The 17,151-nt window shown below is 40.5% G+C and carries 15 protein-coding genes; 12 read left to right on the top strand and 3 right to left on the bottom strand.

Annotation, left to right across the window (positions count from 1 at the left end):
- Positions 1-12 precede the first annotated feature (12 nt).
- The 10 genes from ileS to Q4546_RS14790 all read left to right on the top strand — a co-directional run bounded on the left by ileS (position 13) and on the right by Q4546_RS14790 (position 11,260).
- Complete coding sequence (gene ileS, locus Q4546_RS14835) at positions 13-2,835, top strand: isoleucine--tRNA ligase (RefSeq protein WP_102475625.1); 2,823 nt, start codon at positions 13-15, stop codon at positions 2,833-2,835.
- A 12-nt stretch (positions 2,836-2,847) separates the two neighbouring features.
- Positions 2,848-3,345 carry a signal peptidase II gene (gene lspA, locus Q4546_RS14830; protein ID WP_076542956.1) on the top strand — a complete coding sequence of 166 codons (498 nt, stop codon included), beginning with the start codon at positions 2,848-2,850 and terminating at the stop codon, positions 3,343-3,345.
- 10 nt (positions 3,346-3,355) lie between these two features.
- The gene (gene fkpB / locus Q4546_RS14825; protein WP_277869342.1) at positions 3,356-3,787 is read left to right on the top strand and encodes an FKBP-type peptidyl-prolyl cis-trans isomerase; all 432 of its coding nucleotides are present in this window, start codon (positions 3,356-3,358) and stop codon (positions 3,785-3,787) included.
- Positions 3,788-3,818: 31 nt separating this feature from the next.
- Complete coding sequence (gene ispH / locus Q4546_RS14820) at positions 3,819-4,748, top strand: 4-hydroxy-3-methylbut-2-enyl diphosphate reductase (RefSeq protein ID WP_198589266.1); 930 nt, start codon at positions 3,819-3,821, stop codon at positions 4,746-4,748.
- A 272-nt stretch (positions 4,749-5,020) separates the two neighbouring features.
- Positions 5,021-5,569 (top strand): type IV pilus modification protein PilV, encoded by a 549-nt coding sequence (gene pilV / locus Q4546_RS14815; protein ID WP_303446502.1) that lies wholly within the window; start codon positions 5,021-5,023, stop codon positions 5,567-5,569.
- Between the two features lie 10 nt (positions 5,570-5,579).
- A complete protein-coding gene (locus Q4546_RS14810) occupies positions 5,580-6,551 on the top strand; it encodes a PilW family protein (RefSeq protein ID WP_303446501.1) in 972 nt (323 codons plus the stop codon).
- 9 nt (positions 6,552-6,560) lie between these two features.
- Positions 6,561-7,007, top strand: coding sequence for a pilus assembly PilX N-terminal domain-containing protein (locus Q4546_RS14805; protein ID WP_303446500.1), 447 nt, complete (start codon positions 6,561-6,563; stop codon positions 7,005-7,007).
- 2 nt (positions 7,008-7,009) lie between these two features.
- A complete protein-coding gene (locus Q4546_RS14800) occupies positions 7,010-10,534 on the top strand; it encodes a pilus assembly protein (protein ID WP_303446499.1) in 3,525 nt (1,174 codons plus the stop codon).
- 16 nt (positions 10,535-10,550) lie between these two features.
- Positions 10,551-10,937 (top strand): type IV pilin protein, encoded by a 387-nt coding sequence (locus tag Q4546_RS14795; RefSeq protein ID WP_303446498.1) that lies wholly within the window; start codon positions 10,551-10,553, stop codon positions 10,935-10,937.
- Entirely contained in the window at positions 10,937-11,260 is a 324-nt protein-coding gene (locus Q4546_RS14790) for a TapY2 family type IVa secretion system protein (protein WP_303446497.1), read from the top strand. Before Q4546_RS14795 ends, Q4546_RS14790 begins: the two co-directional genes overlap by 1 nt.
- A 39-nt stretch (positions 11,261-11,299) precedes the next feature.
- Here the strand turns inward: Q4546_RS14790 and Q4546_RS14785 are convergent, their stop codons facing one another.
- Positions 11,300-11,812: a GspH/FimT family pseudopilin gene (locus Q4546_RS14785; RefSeq protein WP_303446496.1), complete on the bottom strand. Its 513-nt coding sequence runs from the start codon at positions 11,810-11,812 to the stop codon at positions 11,300-11,302.
- Positions 11,813-11,923: 111 nt separating this feature from the next.
- Positions 11,924-12,445 (bottom strand): GspH/FimT family pseudopilin, encoded by a 522-nt coding sequence (locus Q4546_RS14780; protein WP_303446495.1) that lies wholly within the window; start codon positions 12,443-12,445, stop codon positions 11,924-11,926.
- Between the two features lie 233 nt (positions 12,446-12,678).
- Between Q4546_RS14780 and Q4546_RS14775 the strand changes: the two genes are divergently transcribed.
- On the top strand, positions 12,679-13,017 hold the full coding sequence (locus tag Q4546_RS14775) for a P-II family nitrogen regulator (protein ID WP_303446494.1): 339 nt from the start codon (positions 12,679-12,681) through the stop codon (positions 13,015-13,017).
- An 87-nt stretch (positions 13,018-13,104) separates the two neighbouring features.
- Here Q4546_RS14775 and Q4546_RS14770 read toward each other — a convergent pair whose 3' ends face one another.
- Positions 13,105-14,115 carry a LacI family DNA-binding transcriptional regulator gene (locus tag Q4546_RS14770; protein WP_102475634.1) on the bottom strand — a complete coding sequence of 337 codons (1,011 nt, stop codon included), beginning with the start codon at positions 14,113-14,115 and terminating at the stop codon, positions 13,105-13,107.
- A 438-nt stretch (positions 14,116-14,553) separates the two neighbouring features.
- Between Q4546_RS14770 and Q4546_RS14765 the strand changes: the two genes are divergently transcribed.
- On the top strand, positions 14,554-17,151 hold the full coding sequence (locus tag Q4546_RS14765) for a TonB-dependent receptor (protein ID WP_303446493.1): 2,598 nt from the start codon (positions 14,554-14,556) through the stop codon (positions 17,149-17,151).

Here is a 17,151-nt window from a genome sequence, read left to right as displayed (position 1 = left end):
GGTATAGGATCAATGACCGACTATAAATCTACTTTGAATTTGCCGGAAACCGATTTTCCGATGCGCGGTAATCTGGCTAATCGTGAGCCAGCTATGTTAGACCGTTGGACTCAAGACGAACTTTATCAAAAAATTCGTGACAGTCGAATTGGTCGCAAACCGTTTATTTTGCATGACGGCCCCCCGTATGCGAATGGCAATATCCATATTGGTCACTCGGTAAACAAAATATTAAAAGATATCATTGTTAAGTCTAAAACAATGGCAGGTTTTGATGCGCCTTATATTCCTGGATGGGATTGTCACGGCTTACCAATTGAATTAATGGTAGAGAAAAAAGTTGGCAAACCAGGTCAAAAGATTTCAGCTGCTGATTTTCGCGAAGAATGCCGTAAATACGCCGCTAAGCAAGTTGACGGTCAACGTGAAGACTTTATTCGTTTAGGTGTATTTGGTGATTGGCATAATCCTTACTTAACCATGGATTACAGCACTGAAGCTAACATCGTACGTTCTTTATCTAAAGTGATTGAAAGCGGTCACCTGCACAAAGGTGTTAAACCTGTTCATTGGTGTACTGACTGTGGTTCAGCGTTAGCAGAAGCAGAAGTTGAATACGAAGATAAAACCTCACCCGCTATTGATGTGGCATTTAATGCCGTTGATAGCGCAGCGGTTGCAGCGAAATTTGGCGTTGAAGGTTACACAAACACGGTTTCAGCGGTTATTTGGACCACGACGCCTTGGACTATCCCTGCTAACCGTGCATTATCATTAAGCCCAGAGCTTGATTACAGCCTAGTTGAGCTCGTTAAAGATGGCGTAACTAAAACCGTTATTTTAGCTGAAGTGCTAGTTGAAGGCTGTTTAACCCGCTTTGAAGCTGAGTCACATCAGGTTATCGGTACTACAAAAGGCGCTGAGCTTGAGCTAATGCGTTTCAAGCATCCTCTTTCTGCATTTGATGTGCCTGCCATTCTTGGTGACCACGTAACAACTGAAGCTGGTACTGGCGTAGTTCATACTGCACCAGGTCATGGTCAAGACGATTTCGTGGTTGGTCAAAAGTACGGCTTAGAAGTCGCAAACCCTGTTGGTGACAATGGTGTCTATAAAGCTGACACTGAGTTTTTTGCTGGTCAACACGTATTCAAAGCCAATAAGAGTGTTGTTGATTTATTGGAAGAGAAAGGCCAGCTGTTGTGTCATGTGGCATATCGTCACAGCTACCCACATTGCTGGAGACACAAAACGCCCATTATCTTCCGTGCAACGCCACAATGGTTTATCTCAATGGATAACCATGGCTTGCGTAAGCAGGCGTTATCTGAAATTGAACAAACGCAGTGGATCCCTGACTGGGGCCAAAGCCGTATTGAAAAAATGGTTGAGAACCGTCCTGACTGGTGTATTTCACGCCAACGTACCTGGGGCGTACCAATCACGTTATTAGTTAACCGTGAAACTGAAGAATTACACCCTGATAGCGTTTCTATCATGGAGCGCGTTGCGCACCGTATTGAGCAACAAGGTATTCAAGCTTGGTGGGATCTTGAGATCAGTGAACTGATTGGCGATGAAGCCGATCAATACCGTAAAGTGACTGATACTTTAGATGTTTGGTATGACTCAGGTTCTACTTTCTCATCAGTTGTTGCATCACGCCCTGAATTCCAAGGCCACGAGATTGACTTATACCTTGAAGGTAGCGATCAGCATCGCGGCTGGTTCATGTCTTCATTGATGATTTCAACGGCAATGAATGGTAAAGCACCTTACAAGCAAGTACTAACACACGGTTTCACCGTTGATGGTAAAGGCCGTAAGATGTCTAAATCAGTAGGTAACGTGATTGCACCGCTACAAGTTATTAATAAGCTTGGCGCTGACATCCTACGCTTATGGGTTGCAGCAACTGATTACAGTGGTGAGATGACGGTTTCTGATGAAATCTTAAATCGCAGCGCTGATTCATATCGCCGTATTCGTAACACCGCGCGCTTTTTACTTGCTAACTTAAGTGGCTTTAATCCAGAAACGGATATGATTGCTACTGAAGATATGGTGTCACTGGATCGCTGGGCAGTACGCCGCGCTGCAGCACTACAAGAAGAAATCATTGAAGCTTACGAGCAATATAATTTCCACTTAGTGACCCAAAAACTAATGCAGTTCTGTTCTGTTGAGCTTGGTAGCTTCTACTTAGATATCATTAAAGATCGCCAGTATACTGCTAAATCAGATGGTCACGCTCGTCGTAGTTGCCAAACTGCTTTATACCATATTGCTGAAGCAATGGTACGTTGGATTGCACCAATCTTAAGCTTTACCGCTGATGAAATCTGGCAGCTACTTCCTGGTGAACGTGAGCAATACGTGTTTACTCAAGAATGGTACCAAGGCCTAGAGTCAGTGACCTTAGCTGACGATTTAAATGATGAATACTGGCAGCAACTTTTAGCTGTTCGTAACGAAGTCAATAAAGTATTAGAGCAAGCCCGTCGTGATAAGCGTATTGGTGGCTCACTGCAAGCTGAAGCGACTTTATATGCTGATGAAGAGTTAGCGGCAAAACTGGCTCAAGTGAATGATGAGCTACGTTTTGTATTGTTAACATCTAAAGCGATTGTTGCCCCATTAAGTGATGCGCCAGCTGATGCAATTGAAACAGAGCTTGCTGCATTAAAGCTTGTTGTTGCAGCAAGTGAAGCCCAGAAGTGTGAGCGTTGCTGGCACTACAGCGAAGATGTTGGCACTGTCGAGTCTCATGCGACATTATGTGGCCGCTGCGTAACTAACATCGAAGGCGATGGCGAACATCGCGACTTTGCATAAAGGACTTGCTTGATGCCACTAACATGGAAAGAAAGCGGCATTCGTTGGTATTGGGTAGCTGTATTGGTATTTATTGCCGATCAGCTATCTAAGCAATGGGTGTTAGCCAATTTTGAGCTGTATGAATCAATACAGCTGTTACCTATTTTTAATTTCACCTATGTGCGTAATTACGGCGCCGCGTTTAGCTTTTTAAGTGAAGCCGGTGGCTGGCAGAGGTGGTTTTTTACCATCATAGCCGTTGGTTTTAGCACACTGCTGACGATATGGCTGCGTAAACAGTCAGCGTCGCTGTGGCGCACCAACCTTGCGTATACGCTCATTATTGGTGGCGCCATTGGTAATTTAGTTGATCGTTTAATGCATGGTTACGTAGTGGACTTTATCGATTTCTATTGGAAAACCAGCCACTATCCAGCATTTAATATTGCTGATTCAGCTATTTTTATCGGTGCAGCATTGATTATTTGGGAAGCGTTTAAACCCGAAACCCAAGCGGCAGAAAGTTAGGGAGTCTATTTTGTCTGAGCAACAACTTGCACGTTCCATAGTGTGTCATATGAATATCATTTTAGAAGATGGCTCAACGGCAGAAAGCACCAAAGCATCAGGAAAACCAGCGCGTTTTAATGTTGGTGATGAGAGCTTAAGCCCTGCATTTGAATCAGAAATTTCAAGCCTGAATAAAGGTGATAAGCACAGCTTTACCTTAGATGCGATTGATACTTTTGGTGAGTCTAATCCGGATGCTGTGCATCATATGGACAGAAGTAAATTCCCTGCTGATATGGCATTAGAACCTGGTGTCATTGTTAGTTTCGGTGGTCCAGGCGGCAGTGAAATCCCAGGTATGGTTCGTGAAGTTGCTGGTGATTCAGTGACTATAGACTTGAATCATCCTCTAGCTGGTCAGAAATTAACTTTCGAACTTGAAGTGGTAGAGGTACTTTAAAATGCTTAAAGTTGATCCTACATCGCCAGAACTGAACATCTTACTGGCAAATCCGCGCGGTTTTTGTGCTGGTGTTGATCGGGCGATTAGCATTGTCGAACGTGCTTTAGAGTTATTTGAACCACCGATTTATGTCCGCCATGAAGTCGTACATAACCGTTACGTGGTACAAAACCTAAAAGACCGCGGCGCTATATTTGTTGATGAGTTAGAGCAAGTGCCTGATAACAGTATTGTGATTTTTAGTGCTCATGGTGTTTCTCAGGCTGTTCGCAAAGAAGCAAAAGTGCGTGGTTTAAAAGTATTTGATGCCACGTGTCCTTTGGTCACTAAAGTGCATCTTCAAGTTACTCGTGCAAGCCGTAAAGGCGTGGAGTGTATTCTGATTGGCCATGAAGGCCATCCAGAGGTTGAAGGCACTATGGGTCAATACGATAACACTGAAGGTGGGGTTTATTTGATTGAATCCCCGGAAGATGTAGCGTCTTTAAAGGTTAATAACCCAGATAACCTATGTTTCGTCACGCAGACCACATTATCAGTTGATGACACGCTAGATATTATTGCGGCCTTGCAACAACGTTTTCCTTCCATTGAAGGGCCGCGTAAAGATGATATTTGTTATGCCACTCAAAATCGTCAAGATGCAGTGCGCAATATGTCATCAGATGCAGACTTAATGATTGTTGTAGGCTCAAAAAATAGCTCTAACTCCAATCGACTGCGTGAACTCGCTGAGAAAACTGGTACAGAAGCCTATTTAGTTGATACCGCTGCCGATGTTGATGAAGCTTGGTTTAAAGATGTAAAAAAAGTAGCAGTGACTGCTGGCGCTTCAGCGCCTGAAGTGCTGGTTCAACAAGTTGTTGACGCGATAGCTAAATTCGAACCATCGGTAATAACTGAGGTTGAAGGTCGTAAAGAAGATACTGTCTTCGCTGTTCCCGCTGAATTGCGCTAGCACTTAATAAACACGCAAACTAACTAAAAGCTAAAAAACCGTAAATCTGTAAAGGTTTACGGTTTTTTTATATCTGCAACTAATAGACTATACTCTTGAAACAGTCTAAGTTAACGATTTACTTATATTTGGCAAACAACTAGACACCTTTCGGTTACATCTTGCTCGCTTATAGGTAAAGAGATACTATTAGCGGCTAAGTTATGGTTTTTTAAAAAGATAATGACCTTTACCTTGTCAATATATTGGCGATAAATGGAGATTTGACACTCATGCCTGTTAAAAGGAATGGATTTTCTTTAATAGAAGTTATGGTTTCTCTGGTGATTCTGACTGTAGGGTTAATTGGGATTTTTAATCTTCATATTGTTTCTAAACGAGGTAGTTTTGAAGCTTTTCAACAAACCCAGGCGTCATATTATGTGAACGACATTATTAACAGAATGCGGTTGAATAGGGCTGAACTGGTAAATTATGAAGGCACTTACAGCGGTTTAACCGCTGCACCTGATAAATCTTGTGATGTAATAGTGGGTGGGAATAGCACTTGTTCCCTTATAGAGACTCGTAGTTGGGATTTGTATCAATGGGAGCGACTATTTCAAGGTGACTATGAGCAATTGTCCGGCACAAGTATCGGTGGATTGGATTCAGCAACAGCTTGTATTGATATTAATGTGTCAGATGTCACAGTTGTTATGACATGGAAAGGTATTCGTGGTACTTCTGATGGAGCTTCAGACGGTAGTTCGTTTGCAAAGAACTGCGGCACAACAAGCGATCGCCGTAGAGTGTTAGAAATTAACACAGCTATTCTATAAGGATTATAAAATGCCAATAATAGGTAAATCACACAATGGCTTTTCGCTTGTAGAGTTGATGGTGGCAATGGTTATCAGTCTTTTTTTATCGGCTGGCCTTTTTACTATGTTTAGCATGTCATCCACGAATGTCACTACTACAAGTCAATTTAATCAATTGCAAGAAAATGGCCGTATAGCATTGGCTATTATTGATAGGGATTTAAGTCAACTTGGCTTTACTGGTGATATAACCGGTACTGATTTTATTGTTGGAACGAATACCAACATTTCAGCCACAGCTGTAGTTAATGATTGTATTGGGGCTGGATTAAATAATGCAAGTTTTCCTCAGAATCAGCCTGCTCACTTTAGACGGTTGTGGGGGTATGAAGCTGATGTTAGTGCTGAAAATATGGATTGTATTACACCAGACTCAAATACGGATGTTATACAGATAAAAAGATTAATTGGTCCTTCTGTTACTGCTGCTGAGATGAATAGCAGTCGATATTATGCTTCTACAACCTCAAATCAAATTGAAATCTTTAATGGCAGCTCGGCTGCACCTGTTCTGGCGAATAGTCGAATTTGGGAATTTCAACATCATGTTTATTATGTAGAGGAAGATGGTGATATCCCAGTGTTAAAACGCCGCACGTTATCAATAGGCAACGGTATGAATAATGATGAGCAGCTTGTCGAAGGTATCGAAAATATGCGCATTATGTATGGTTTTGACAGTAATGGGGATGATACTGCTGATAGTTATATGCCCGTTCAAAATGTTACCTCACTAACGTGGGATAACGAACTATTTCAACGTTTAGTTTCTTTAAGGGTCTTCTTATTAGTTCGTTCGGCTCAAATAGATAGAAGTTATACAAATGAAGTAACTTATCAGTTAGGTGATAAGAGTATTGGTCCACTAAATGATAACTATCGTCGCAAGGTTGTTTCGACCACGGTGGTACTTGAGAACCCTGTGTTAATACGTAACTAGGAAAGCTAAATGATGAATGGTTCTTTTTATAAGCAACAAGGTATCGTGCTTTTTTTCTCTTTGATTATATTAATCATTATGACGGTAATTGGAGTAGCTCTCGCTGTTAACTCGACACAGTCGTTAAGGATGGCCGGTGCAGGGTCTGAGCGCATTGGCGCTATGATGTCTGTTCAAGGAGCGCAAGATAAAGTCATAACGAATAAGCAAGGAAAAGTAATGGCTACCATGAATGCTGTGACAACGGATCTAGATGCTGCACTTGGAGTGATAAATACCATGACGCCAATGACTGTTGGTGATGTGAATTGTCAACGAAGTACTAAAGCAAATTCTGGTAATTTGATTAGTTGTCGACGAGTTGAAATATCAAGTGCGGCGGCTTTTGGCCGAAATAATTTAGGACAAGTTACCGTCGTGTCAGGTATCGAACAAGAAGTGTTAACAGGGAGTTAGTCATGTTTAAGTATTTATCATTATCCGCTTTATTTGCAGCTATAGGTTTCTCTGCAATTAGCTTTGCTGATGACACTGAGCTTTATGTATTTGAATCCTCAGCTCGTTCTGGTTCAAGACCTCAAGTCTTAATCATATTTGATACATCAGGCAGTATGGGCACTAACTTTACGACAGATGTGCCATATGAACGTGGTGATGAAAACGTAAATAGTGGCGGTTCACTGTTACAAAATACCAAACTTTTCTACACTCGAAGCAGCACAGATATTCCAACAGCATCAAGTGAACAGTATTTTTTACATGGGGTAAATGGCTGTGATGTTGGAGAACAATATTTAGAAGATTACGGTATGTTTACTGGTTATATTCGTGAGCATAAATACATTGGTGAAAACGGAACTTGGTCAGAGTTGCCACTAACCGATGGTTCAGGGATTCAGCAAGTTGATTGTTATGAAGATATCGCAGAAGGTGTTTATTATAATAACAATACTAACTTTTGGGGCTTCCCTGTTGATGGGTTAGGCACGAGTGCAGATCCAATTAGATATACTGCAGCTGACGACTATTCAAGCGATACGGAACTAGAGGCTGCAATTGAAAAAGCTAAGCTGACCAATTTTGGTATTGGGCAACCGATTACCTTATATACCGAAAAGTATGTTAATTGGTATCACAGTACAAAATCACAGCAAAGCTACTCTCGAATGACTATTGCCAAGCGTGTTATCGAAGACACTATTGTGACTACACCAGGAGTTGATTTTGGATTGTCAGTGTTTAATAAAAATAACAAGGATGGCTCTAAAAGCGGTGGGCGAATAGTTTATGGTATTTCTCAAACAACTGAAGGGACAAAGGGGACGTTGCTTGAAACTATTGGAGACTTAAATGCAGATGGTTATACGCCTCTTTGTGAAAACTTATATGAAGCTTACAGGTATTTTGCAGGTAAGAGCGTTTGGTTCGGTGATGATGACCCAAATAGAACACCGCTTCGGGATACGAGCGAAACAGTTGAGAAAAATGGTAGTTATGTTTCTCCATTTGTTGGAACACAATGCCAAGACAAAGCCTATGTCATCTACGTTACAGATGGTGAACCAACGCGTGATAACAATGCTGATGATAAAGTTTTAGCACTTAGTGGAGTTACCACTGCTGATAAATATGATGGTAATTATCTACCAGCGCTAGCTGGTTGGATTAGTAACAATGATGTGAATACTAACTTAGATGGTACGCAAACAATCAATACTTATACTATTGGTTTTAGTTCTGGTGCTGCAAGTGCAGCTCCGATTCTTAAAGAAACTGCATTAAGAGGAAACGGTGCTTATTATTCAGCAGCTGATGCTCAAAAACTGCAAGAAGCGTTACAGAACATTTTTTCAAATATTTTAGAGTCAAATTCGAGCTTCACCTCTCCTTCAGTAGCCAGTAACAACTTTGATAGAACGCAAACATTAGATTCAGTTTACTATGCAATGTTCTTACCCAACAAAGGCCCTCGTTGGTTAGGGAATCTTAAAAAATTCAAGGTTACTGGGTCTGGTGATGTTGTTGATAAAAACGGTAATAATGCAATTGGTGATGATGGTAATTTAGATTCATCGGCTTGTTCTTACTGGACTCCTGCTAGTGTTTGTTCTGCTACTTCAGGTGGCGGTGACGGTAATGACGTTGCAATTGGTGGTGCCTCATTAATGCTGCAGTCAGCTGATAGAACGCTTTACGGTAACTTTGGAAGCGGTGGAGCATTAACTGATTTTACGAAATCAAATGCTATTAACAGTGCAGGTATTGGAAGCGAAGACGAGTTAGCACTTTTTATGGGCGTTGATAAATCAGAACTTCAGGAACTTTTCGAGTGGGCAGAAGGTAAAGATGTTGATGATGAAGATTTAGATAATTCGACATCTGATATGCGTACTGATGTTATGGGCGATCCACTACACTCAAAACCATTAGCAATAAACTACGGCACAGATGGAACCCCAGATGTCAGAGTGATACTTGGCACAAACCAAGGCTTTTTACACATGTTTAAAGATAAAGGTGATGAGGTTGAGGAAACGTGGGCATTTATGCCACAAGAGCTGTTACCGAATTTACGCGAATTAAGGGCTAATGTGCCAACTGGAGTTCATTCTGTGTATGGAATGGATAGCCCACCAGTTGCATACGTACAAAGAAGTGCTTCAGGTGCTGTAGAAAAAGCCTGGTTGTTTATGGGAATGAGGCGAGGTGGTAAATCTTATTACGCTTTAAATATTACCAACCCAGATTCTCCAACATTCATGTGGAAAATTGATGCTAGCTCAACTGGTATGGCTGATATTGGTCAAACATGGTCTGAACCTGTCGTTACTTTTGTTCCTGGTGTGCCTGCTGGCAATACTGCATCAGCAACGGCATCGCCAGTTTTAATTATCGGTGGCGGTTATAACCCTTCTACAAAAGATGCAGCAGGTGTAGGCGACGACGATACAATAGGGCGTGGGGTTTATATAGTTAATGCTGAAACAGGTAGTTTAGTGCATCACTTCGGTACGTCAGGCGGGACTAGTAAAACTTCACTACCAGGTATTATTGATAGTATTCCAAATAGTATTGCTATTTTGGATAGCAATAATGATAAATTAACCGACCGTATATATGCCACTGATACAGGTGCAAATATTTGGCGGATGGATTTACCTAGTGCTTCACCTAATGACACAACTAACCCGTGGACAGCCTTTAAATTTGCTTCATTGGGCGATTCATCTCAAGAAGGCGATAGACGCTTTTTTGCAGAAGCAGCAGTTGCTCAAACAGTGTTTACTAATATTTCGGAAGTGACAGTTACAGTCGATGGTGAAAGTACTACCACAACAAGTTATCAAAATGTACCTTATGACGCAGTAACCGTAGGTTCTGGGCATAGACCACATCCTTTAGATAAGACTCGTTCAGATAAATTCTTTGTTTTACAAGATAGAAATATTGTCACGAAATCTTTTACGGGCACAGCAGGAAGCGAAATCCCCGAGACATTGGAGATCGAGGGTTTATATGATGTGACTAGTACACCTCCTGAGTCCGAAGATGAGAATATCGCTTTTGGAGTAAAACGCGGTTGGTATTATAGTTTTTCCGCATCTGGTGAGAAGAGCCTTTCAGCACCAAGCATTATTCAAGGAAAGGTATTTTTTACTTCTTATGTTCCAGGTAATTTGGAAGCCACAAATCAATGTTTAGTTACTGGTGAAGGCCGGTTATACGGCTTTGACTTGCACAAAGGTACTCGCTCATACAGCCAAGAGTATCTTGAAATGGGGGATCGAGTTCCTGATACTCCACAGCTTGTTATCCCTCCAAATGGTGATGGTGATAGTTATATGTACCTTATTGGTATCGGTTCTGCGGGCGATGAGATGGAAAAAGTTGAACCTATTGATGATGGTTGTCCGCCAGGGGATGAAAAATGCATTGGCGGTGGCTTAGGTATTAACAAAATTTATTATCATATAGATGAGTAATTTGATGAACAGTGAAATGAAAAAGACAGGTTTTACTTTAATAGAAGTTATGATTACAGTTGTAATCATTGGTATTCTTGCTTCAATTGCCTATCCAAGCTATACAGGCTTTATAGCAAAAGGCGCAAGGGCAGACGGTCTTGCTGGTTTGATGGCTGTAGCGAATAGGCAAGAGCAATATTATTTAGATAATCGGTCGTATACAACTGATATGACGAAACTTGGACTCAATGCTGACCCTTGGCTGGTAGAGAATACTTTTTATGCGATAGATTCTACCATTGCAGCGGGAGTACTAACGATTAGTGCTACAGCACAAGGTGTGCAAGCAACTCGAGATTCAGCATGCGCTTCTATTACATTAACTGATTCAGGTATTAGGTCTCCGGAGGAATGCTGGTAATGAAAAATTCATTTAATATATTTGTTCTGTCAATAAGCTTATTATTTGCTTCTCATGGAGCTCAAGCGGAAACGAGCCAATACTATTATTGCCATATTAACACCTCAAATGGTGATGATATTGCAATTTTTTATTGGTCTTCAGCGGAGGCTGTTGAAAACCAAGCTGCACTATTAACTCAACAAGTCAGTACGCTTAAATCTAATCGTGAAGGTTCAGATAGAGTCATGACTGTCAGACGTGTGTTTGAATGTTTAGGAGAAGGGCAGCCATTTAAGAATAAGAAAATAAATAGGCTGCGGGAACAGAGTATCACCCACTAATAAAGAATAAGTGCTCACTGGTTAACTACCAGTGGTCACTTAAGTGCAGTCACTTCCTGTTAATTCTGAAACTCTCCCAGATACACCGATAGAAATTCCGCGAGAATTAGCACTGTTTGTATCGCCAGGACAATATACCATTGAACCTGTATTGGTATCATTTAACATACCGTCGGGGTTAAATGTAAAACTGCTTGCTGATGACTTAATGAAATCACTACTATGTATAGCGCTTTGAGTTATTATTAGCAGGTCATCAGTGTTGAGACTATTAATTGGGGCTGCATCAATAAAGATGCTGTAACCTCCACTCCAATCGGTACTGCAGTTTGTTCCAACTAAGGGGCAAATAGTAACTTGAATGCCATAACTAATCGCCTGACTTCGAGCTTGTAAAAAAGCGGTCTCTATATTACCAATCGCACTTCGCGCACGATTTCCTTCGTATAGTGAAACCATAGATGGTGATGCAACTGCTAGCAGAATTGCTGCTACAGCTATCGTTACCATAAGCTCAACGAGTGTGAATCCATTACTAAATCGCAGCTTCATTTTGTCTCCTTAATATTGCTTACTCAGAGTATAACAAATAGAAGCATTAAGGATACAGGCTGAAGTTATATCGCTAGTTCAATTTAACAATTAACAAACTTGATTCTTATTTTATTTTTTACAGCTTATAAGTTTTTTAGTTGAATATCGAACTCTGCCAGCTTGATTTACAATTACAGCCTTCGAATAAGGACTTGTATGAATTTCAGGACAATAAGTTAAGGTTCCATTCGTACCTGAAGCGAGGCCATCTGGTAAAAAGCGTACAGCTTTACGATTATATTGAACAATATCATTGGCATGGAAAGGGCTTATTTGCTTTAGAATAGTATCTTCAGTATCAAGTTGATTTGATATACCAGTATCTAAGAATATGGTATATCCAGACCGCCAGTCAGTGCTGCATTTTTCATCAACTAATGGGCACACAGTTACCCTTGCACCGTAGTTAATGGCCATGTTTCTAGCAAATTTAAGTGAGTGTTGAATAGTGCTGATATTACTTTTAGCTCTAATTTGAAGTTGAACTGAGTTTAAGGCGGGTACACCAATGGCCAATAATATGCTGGCAACGGTTACTGTTGTCATTAACTCGACTAAATTAAAGCCACGACGATAATAGTGAATATTCATATCTAACAATCCTTGTTTATTAAATGCCGCATCCTGCAGCGCAAGTAGAGTATAGACAGGGATTGATTTATTGCACGAAAAGCACGTTTTAAAATTAACGTAAAATAGCTACAGAAACTTAAAGCGCTTTAGCGTAGTATAATAAATAGTATTGTATTTTAACGATATAGCTTAAAATTTATGTAATAGTAGATTAGCTTATATACCGTGTTGCCTGTGAATGGAGTGGATAAATGAAAAAAGTAGAAGCCATTATTAAGCCTTTTAAGTTAGATGATGTGCGTGAAACATTGGCTGAAATAGGTATAACAGGCATGACGGTTTCTGAAGTGAAAGGCTTTGGGCGTCAAAAAGGTCACACTGAATTATATCGTGGTGCTGAGTATATGGTCGATTTTTTACCGAAAGTAAAAATCGAGCTTGTTATTCAAGATGAGCAATTAGACCAAGCCATTGAGGTTATTGTTGATACTGCTCGTACGGGTAAAATCGGCGATGGAAAAATATTTGTAACCGATATTGAACGTGTTATTCGTATCCGTACTGGCGAAGAAAACGAAGATGCTGTTTAATCTACAATAGATTAAATTAAAAAAGCCTCAATAAATAATTTATTGAGGCTTTTTTATTGGGGATAAATTATAAGCTCACTATTGCCATCATGGTTTGCTTGATGAGTCCCGAATAACCGGCTCAGGCGTAAATACCATCGATTTTTTCTCAGTCGTTTCTTTGCTATTGGCGATTAACAGTTCAGTGGCGACTTTGGCAATTTTCACGTTTGGTTGATGCACTGTGGTTAATTTGGGCCAAGTCTGTCGGGAGAAGGGGCTATCCTCAAATCCTACAATGGATAAATCTTTTGGTATATCAAGCCCAGCTAAACGCGCAGCAAATAAAGCCCCTGCAGCTATTTCATCGTTACAGGCGACGATTGCCGTAGGCCGTTTGGTTAAGTTAATCAATTTATTGGCACCTTCTACCCCAGATTCGAAAGAGTATTTACCATCCAAAACCCAGGTGTTATTCACGTTAAGATTATTGTGCTCAAGGGCATCTTTAAACCCTGCTAAACGCTCTTTGGTTGATTCATGCTGCTGATCGCCACTTAAAAATCCAATATCACTATGACCCATATCAATTAAGTGTTGGGTGATTTCTAAAGCGCCATGTTTATCATTGACAAGTACAGTAAGCCCATTTTCTGCATCAGTGCTTTCGCCTGCAATAATTCTTACATAATTAGCATCTATTTCATCAAGTGCTGCAAGTATCTTCGGGTCTTCTGACATTGGCGGGGTGAGCACTAAACCCGATAGCCGAGAGTGTTTGACCATTTTGGTTAGTTCATCACAAATTGTGTCAGAGGTAGCATTACAAGGGTGGATCAACAACTCGTAGCCTTTATCTTGGCAGGCAGAAAGAATACCATTCTGCATATCAATAATATAATAAGCATTGGGGTTATCATAAATAAAACCAATAACATAGGATTTTGTGCTTGCTAGATTTCTTGCTGCTAAGTTAGGTTGATAATTTAGCTCATTAATTGCTGCATTGACCTTGTCGACCGTGGTTTGTCTGACTGACGATTCGTTATTGGTGACCCGTGAAACGGTTTTAATTGATACGCCAGCATGTTTGGCAACATCATTTATGGTTACTTTCATTATTTGTTAACTCTTAAACTCAGGCGATGAACTTAGCATTGTATTTATATTGATAACAATCATCCCCAAATGAAGGTTATCAATATTGTAGGTAAAAACAAAAGCTAAGCCGATTTAACTCTAATAGTGCTGATTTTTATCCTAATAGGCAATCTCGAATTACTTTTCTGGTTGGATGAGTTCACTTTAAAGTCTATTTGTTCTTAATTTGATACAAACATCGTCAACATTTAAGTGTCTGATTTTTATTCGTTAATTGTGTTTACGTCTGTTTTATATAAGCTGGCTTTGCACATTTTGTCTGCAATAAAGTTATTTTGTTGTGGCAAGACTGTTAAATATTGTGTAATGTTTGCTCTAGACATGACAGCGTTGTCATTCCGATTGGAATGGTTATGTATCCAAAAACGATAATAAAGTTATGGAAGGGAAATGAAGATGCGACCTATTAATTTTAAGAAAAATGTTTTAGCAACTAACATTGCTATCCTACTTGGCAGTATGGTTTCAGTTGCTGCGTTTGCAGCAGATGCTGAAACTACAGAAGAAAATATCGAAAAAATTGAAGTAAAAGGCATGCGTGCCTCGATGAAGGCTTCAGTTAATGATAAACGTTTTTCTAACTCTGTTGTTGATGCGGTAACGGCTGAAGATATCGGTAAATTTCCTGATGGTGACGTGGGTGAGTCATTAGGGCGTATACCAGGTGTGGCTGTGAGCCGTCAATTTGGTCAAGGCCAAGGTGTTTCGATTCGTGGTGCTTCTAGCAGCTTGACTCGTACATTATTAAACGGCCATTCAGTTGCATCTACCGGTTGGTACGATCAACAGTCAATTGACAGAAGCTTTAACTACAGTTTACTACCATCAGAAATGGTCGGTGGAATTGAAGTATATAAATCGTCTCAGGCTGATTTACCTGAAGGTGGTGTTGGCGGTACGGTTATCGTTAAAACCCGCAAGCCATTAGATTTAGATGCCAATACTGTATTCCTTAGTGCTAAAGGCGACTACGGTACAATTTCTGAAGAAACAGATCCTGAATTATCAGGCCTATACAGCTGGAAAAATGAAGATGAGAACTTTGGTTTCTTAATTTCTGCAGCTGGCTCAGAAACAACTTATCAACGCAATGGTATTGAGTCATTAATTGGTTGGGGTGATATTGTTCCGACGACTTTTGAACAAGAGCGTGAACGTACTGCTATTAACGGTTCATTCCAATACAGTCCAACAGATAATTTAAATTTCGGTTTAGACATTATGAGTCTGGACATGAAAGCGAACAACGCAAATACCTCATTATTCGTGATGTTCCCAGATGATAAAGACGAAGCGTGTGAACAGCGTAACTCTTTAGGCACTTGTACTTTCTATCGCCGTGATGGTAATGGTGAAAACCCAGGTTGGGCACAAACTTGGGCGCGCCAAGCTAGCATGGACTCAAATACTTACGATTTCAATTTCGATTACGAAAATGACATGTTTAAAGTAGAAGGTCGTGTGGGTAACACCAAGTCTGAAGGTGGTACTGATTTAACTTCTAACTATGGTTTCTGGTTAGGTACCGCTGCTGATTATGCTGGTACTTATGATGCGACTGGTGAAATCATCAAAATAGATGTTGCTAATAAAAACTTCACCGCAGATGACTTTGGTGGTCAATTGTCCCCTGCAGGTTGGGCACTTAAAAAGCAGCCAAACTCAGATGAAGAAACTTACGCACAATTAGACTTTACTATTCCGACTGATTTAGGTGCGATTACCTCATTCAAAACAGGTGTTCGTTATGCAGATCATGATGTTAGCATGTTAACTTTACCTGCAATCGTTAATGCTGATATAGCAGCAAAAGATGCATCAGCATATTACAGTGGTCAAATTTCATCGGGTGCAGGTTATACCTTACCTAAGCCTGATATGGATGCCATGTTACGTGATGCTAAGGCTGCAATTAATGGTTTCTCGACAGAAGGCACCGTATATAAGGCTGGCTACGGCACCATTAACGAAGAAAACCTATCGTTATATTTAATGGCTAATTTTGAGTCAGACGGTTTGCGCGGTAACTTCGGCTTACGTTATATATCAACAGATGCATCATCTGATTATTTCGCGCTGCAAGCTGATGGTACTTATGCCGATAACTTAAGCACTAAAGATGCAAGTTATAATGACGTATTGCCAAGTATCAACGTTGCATTTGATGTGGCGCCAGATGTCATTATCCGTACTTCAGCATCACAAGTGATTTCACGTCCTAATTATGCTGATATGTTTGCAGCTTCGGCACTGCAAGGTTACAACGATGACGTTGCAGGTAACCAAGTGGTTAGTACCGGTAATATCGCCCTTGAGCCATTTAAAGCGACTCAAGCTGATTTAGGTGTGGAATGGTATTTCAGTCCTGACGGGTTAATGAGTGCTTCTTACTTTATCAAAGATATCAGCTCTTTTATCACCTCAGAGCAGAAGCTAGATCAAAGCATTGGTATTGTTGATCCTAATTCAGGTGAAGATAACTGGACTGTTTCAACGAAGAAAAATGGTACTGGCGGTCAAATCCAAGGTATAGAGCTGCAAATCCAAGATGGTTTTGACAACGGCTTTGGTTACTCTGCTAACTATACCTTTGCTGATTCTGATGCTGCAGCTGAGAACTACCCTGATCAAGTTAGCGTATTTTCTGACTCTTCTAAGCACACTGTTAACTTAGTTGGTTACTACGAGATGGATGACTTCTCAGCACGTGTTGCTTATAACTGGCGTAGTGAATACATGATGCGTGAGTTACCAGGTTTCTACGGTAACCGTGAACATCAAGACTTCGGTACACTTGATTTAAGTGCTAACTACAATATCACTGATTACTTAGGTATCACATTTGAAGTAGTTAACTTACTTGAAGAAGACAGTGTTCAATTAGGTGTTGCACCTGATGATGCTGACGTTAAGCCTGAGCTAAAAGGTGGTTACCCAGCATGGAGCTTTGAAGGTGAAGCTCGTTATAAGTTAGGTTTAAACTTACGTTTTTAA

The sequence above is a fragment of the Shewanella sp. 4_MG-2023 genome (genome assembly GCF_030548015.1).
GTDB lineage: Bacteria > Pseudomonadota > Gammaproteobacteria > Enterobacterales > Shewanellaceae > Shewanella.
This window is presented reverse-complemented; position numbering and strand designations above follow the sequence as displayed.

What these genes read in the sequence shown, in the direction of transcription:
- Q4546_RS14810 (WP_303446501.1), top strand. Translation starts at nt 5,580, where the DNA reads ATGCCAATAATAGGTAAATCACACAATGGCTTTTCGCTTGTAGAGTTG.
- Q4546_RS14770 (WP_102475634.1), bottom strand. Translation starts at nt 14,115, where the DNA reads ATGAAAGTAACCATAAATGATGTTGCCAAACATGCTGGCGTATCAATT.
- Q4546_RS14790 (WP_303446497.1), top strand. Translation starts at nt 10,937, where the DNA reads ATGAAAAATTCATTTAATATATTTGTTCTGTCAATAAGCTTATTATTT.
- Q4546_RS14795 (WP_303446498.1), top strand. Translation starts at nt 10,551, where the DNA reads ATGAAAAAGACAGGTTTTACTTTAATAGAAGTTATGATTACAGTTGTA.
- lspA (WP_076542956.1), top strand. Translation starts at nt 2,848, where the DNA reads ATGCCACTAACATGGAAAGAAAGCGGCATTCGTTGGTATTGGGTAGCT.
- Q4546_RS14775 (WP_303446494.1), top strand. Translation starts at nt 12,679, where the DNA reads ATGAAAAAAGTAGAAGCCATTATTAAGCCTTTTAAGTTAGATGATGTG.
- pilV (WP_303446502.1), top strand. Translation starts at nt 5,021, where the DNA reads ATGCCTGTTAAAAGGAATGGATTTTCTTTAATAGAAGTTATGGTTTCT.
- Q4546_RS14765 (WP_303446493.1), top strand. Translation starts at nt 14,554, where the DNA reads ATGCGACCTATTAATTTTAAGAAAAATGTTTTAGCAACTAACATTGCT.
- Q4546_RS14785 (WP_303446496.1), bottom strand. Translation starts at nt 11,812, where the DNA reads ATGAAGCTGCGATTTAGTAATGGATTCACACTCGTTGAGCTTATGGTA.
- ileS (WP_102475625.1), top strand. Translation starts at nt 13, where the DNA reads ATGACCGACTATAAATCTACTTTGAATTTGCCGGAAACCGATTTTCCG.
- Q4546_RS14800 (WP_303446499.1), top strand. Translation starts at nt 7,010, where the DNA reads ATGTTTAAGTATTTATCATTATCCGCTTTATTTGCAGCTATAGGTTTC.
- Q4546_RS14805 (WP_303446500.1), top strand. Translation starts at nt 6,561, where the DNA reads ATGATGAATGGTTCTTTTTATAAGCAACAAGGTATCGTGCTTTTTTTC.
- Q4546_RS14780 (WP_303446495.1), bottom strand. Translation starts at nt 12,445, where the DNA reads ATGAATATTCACTATTATCGTCGTGGCTTTAATTTAGTCGAGTTAATG.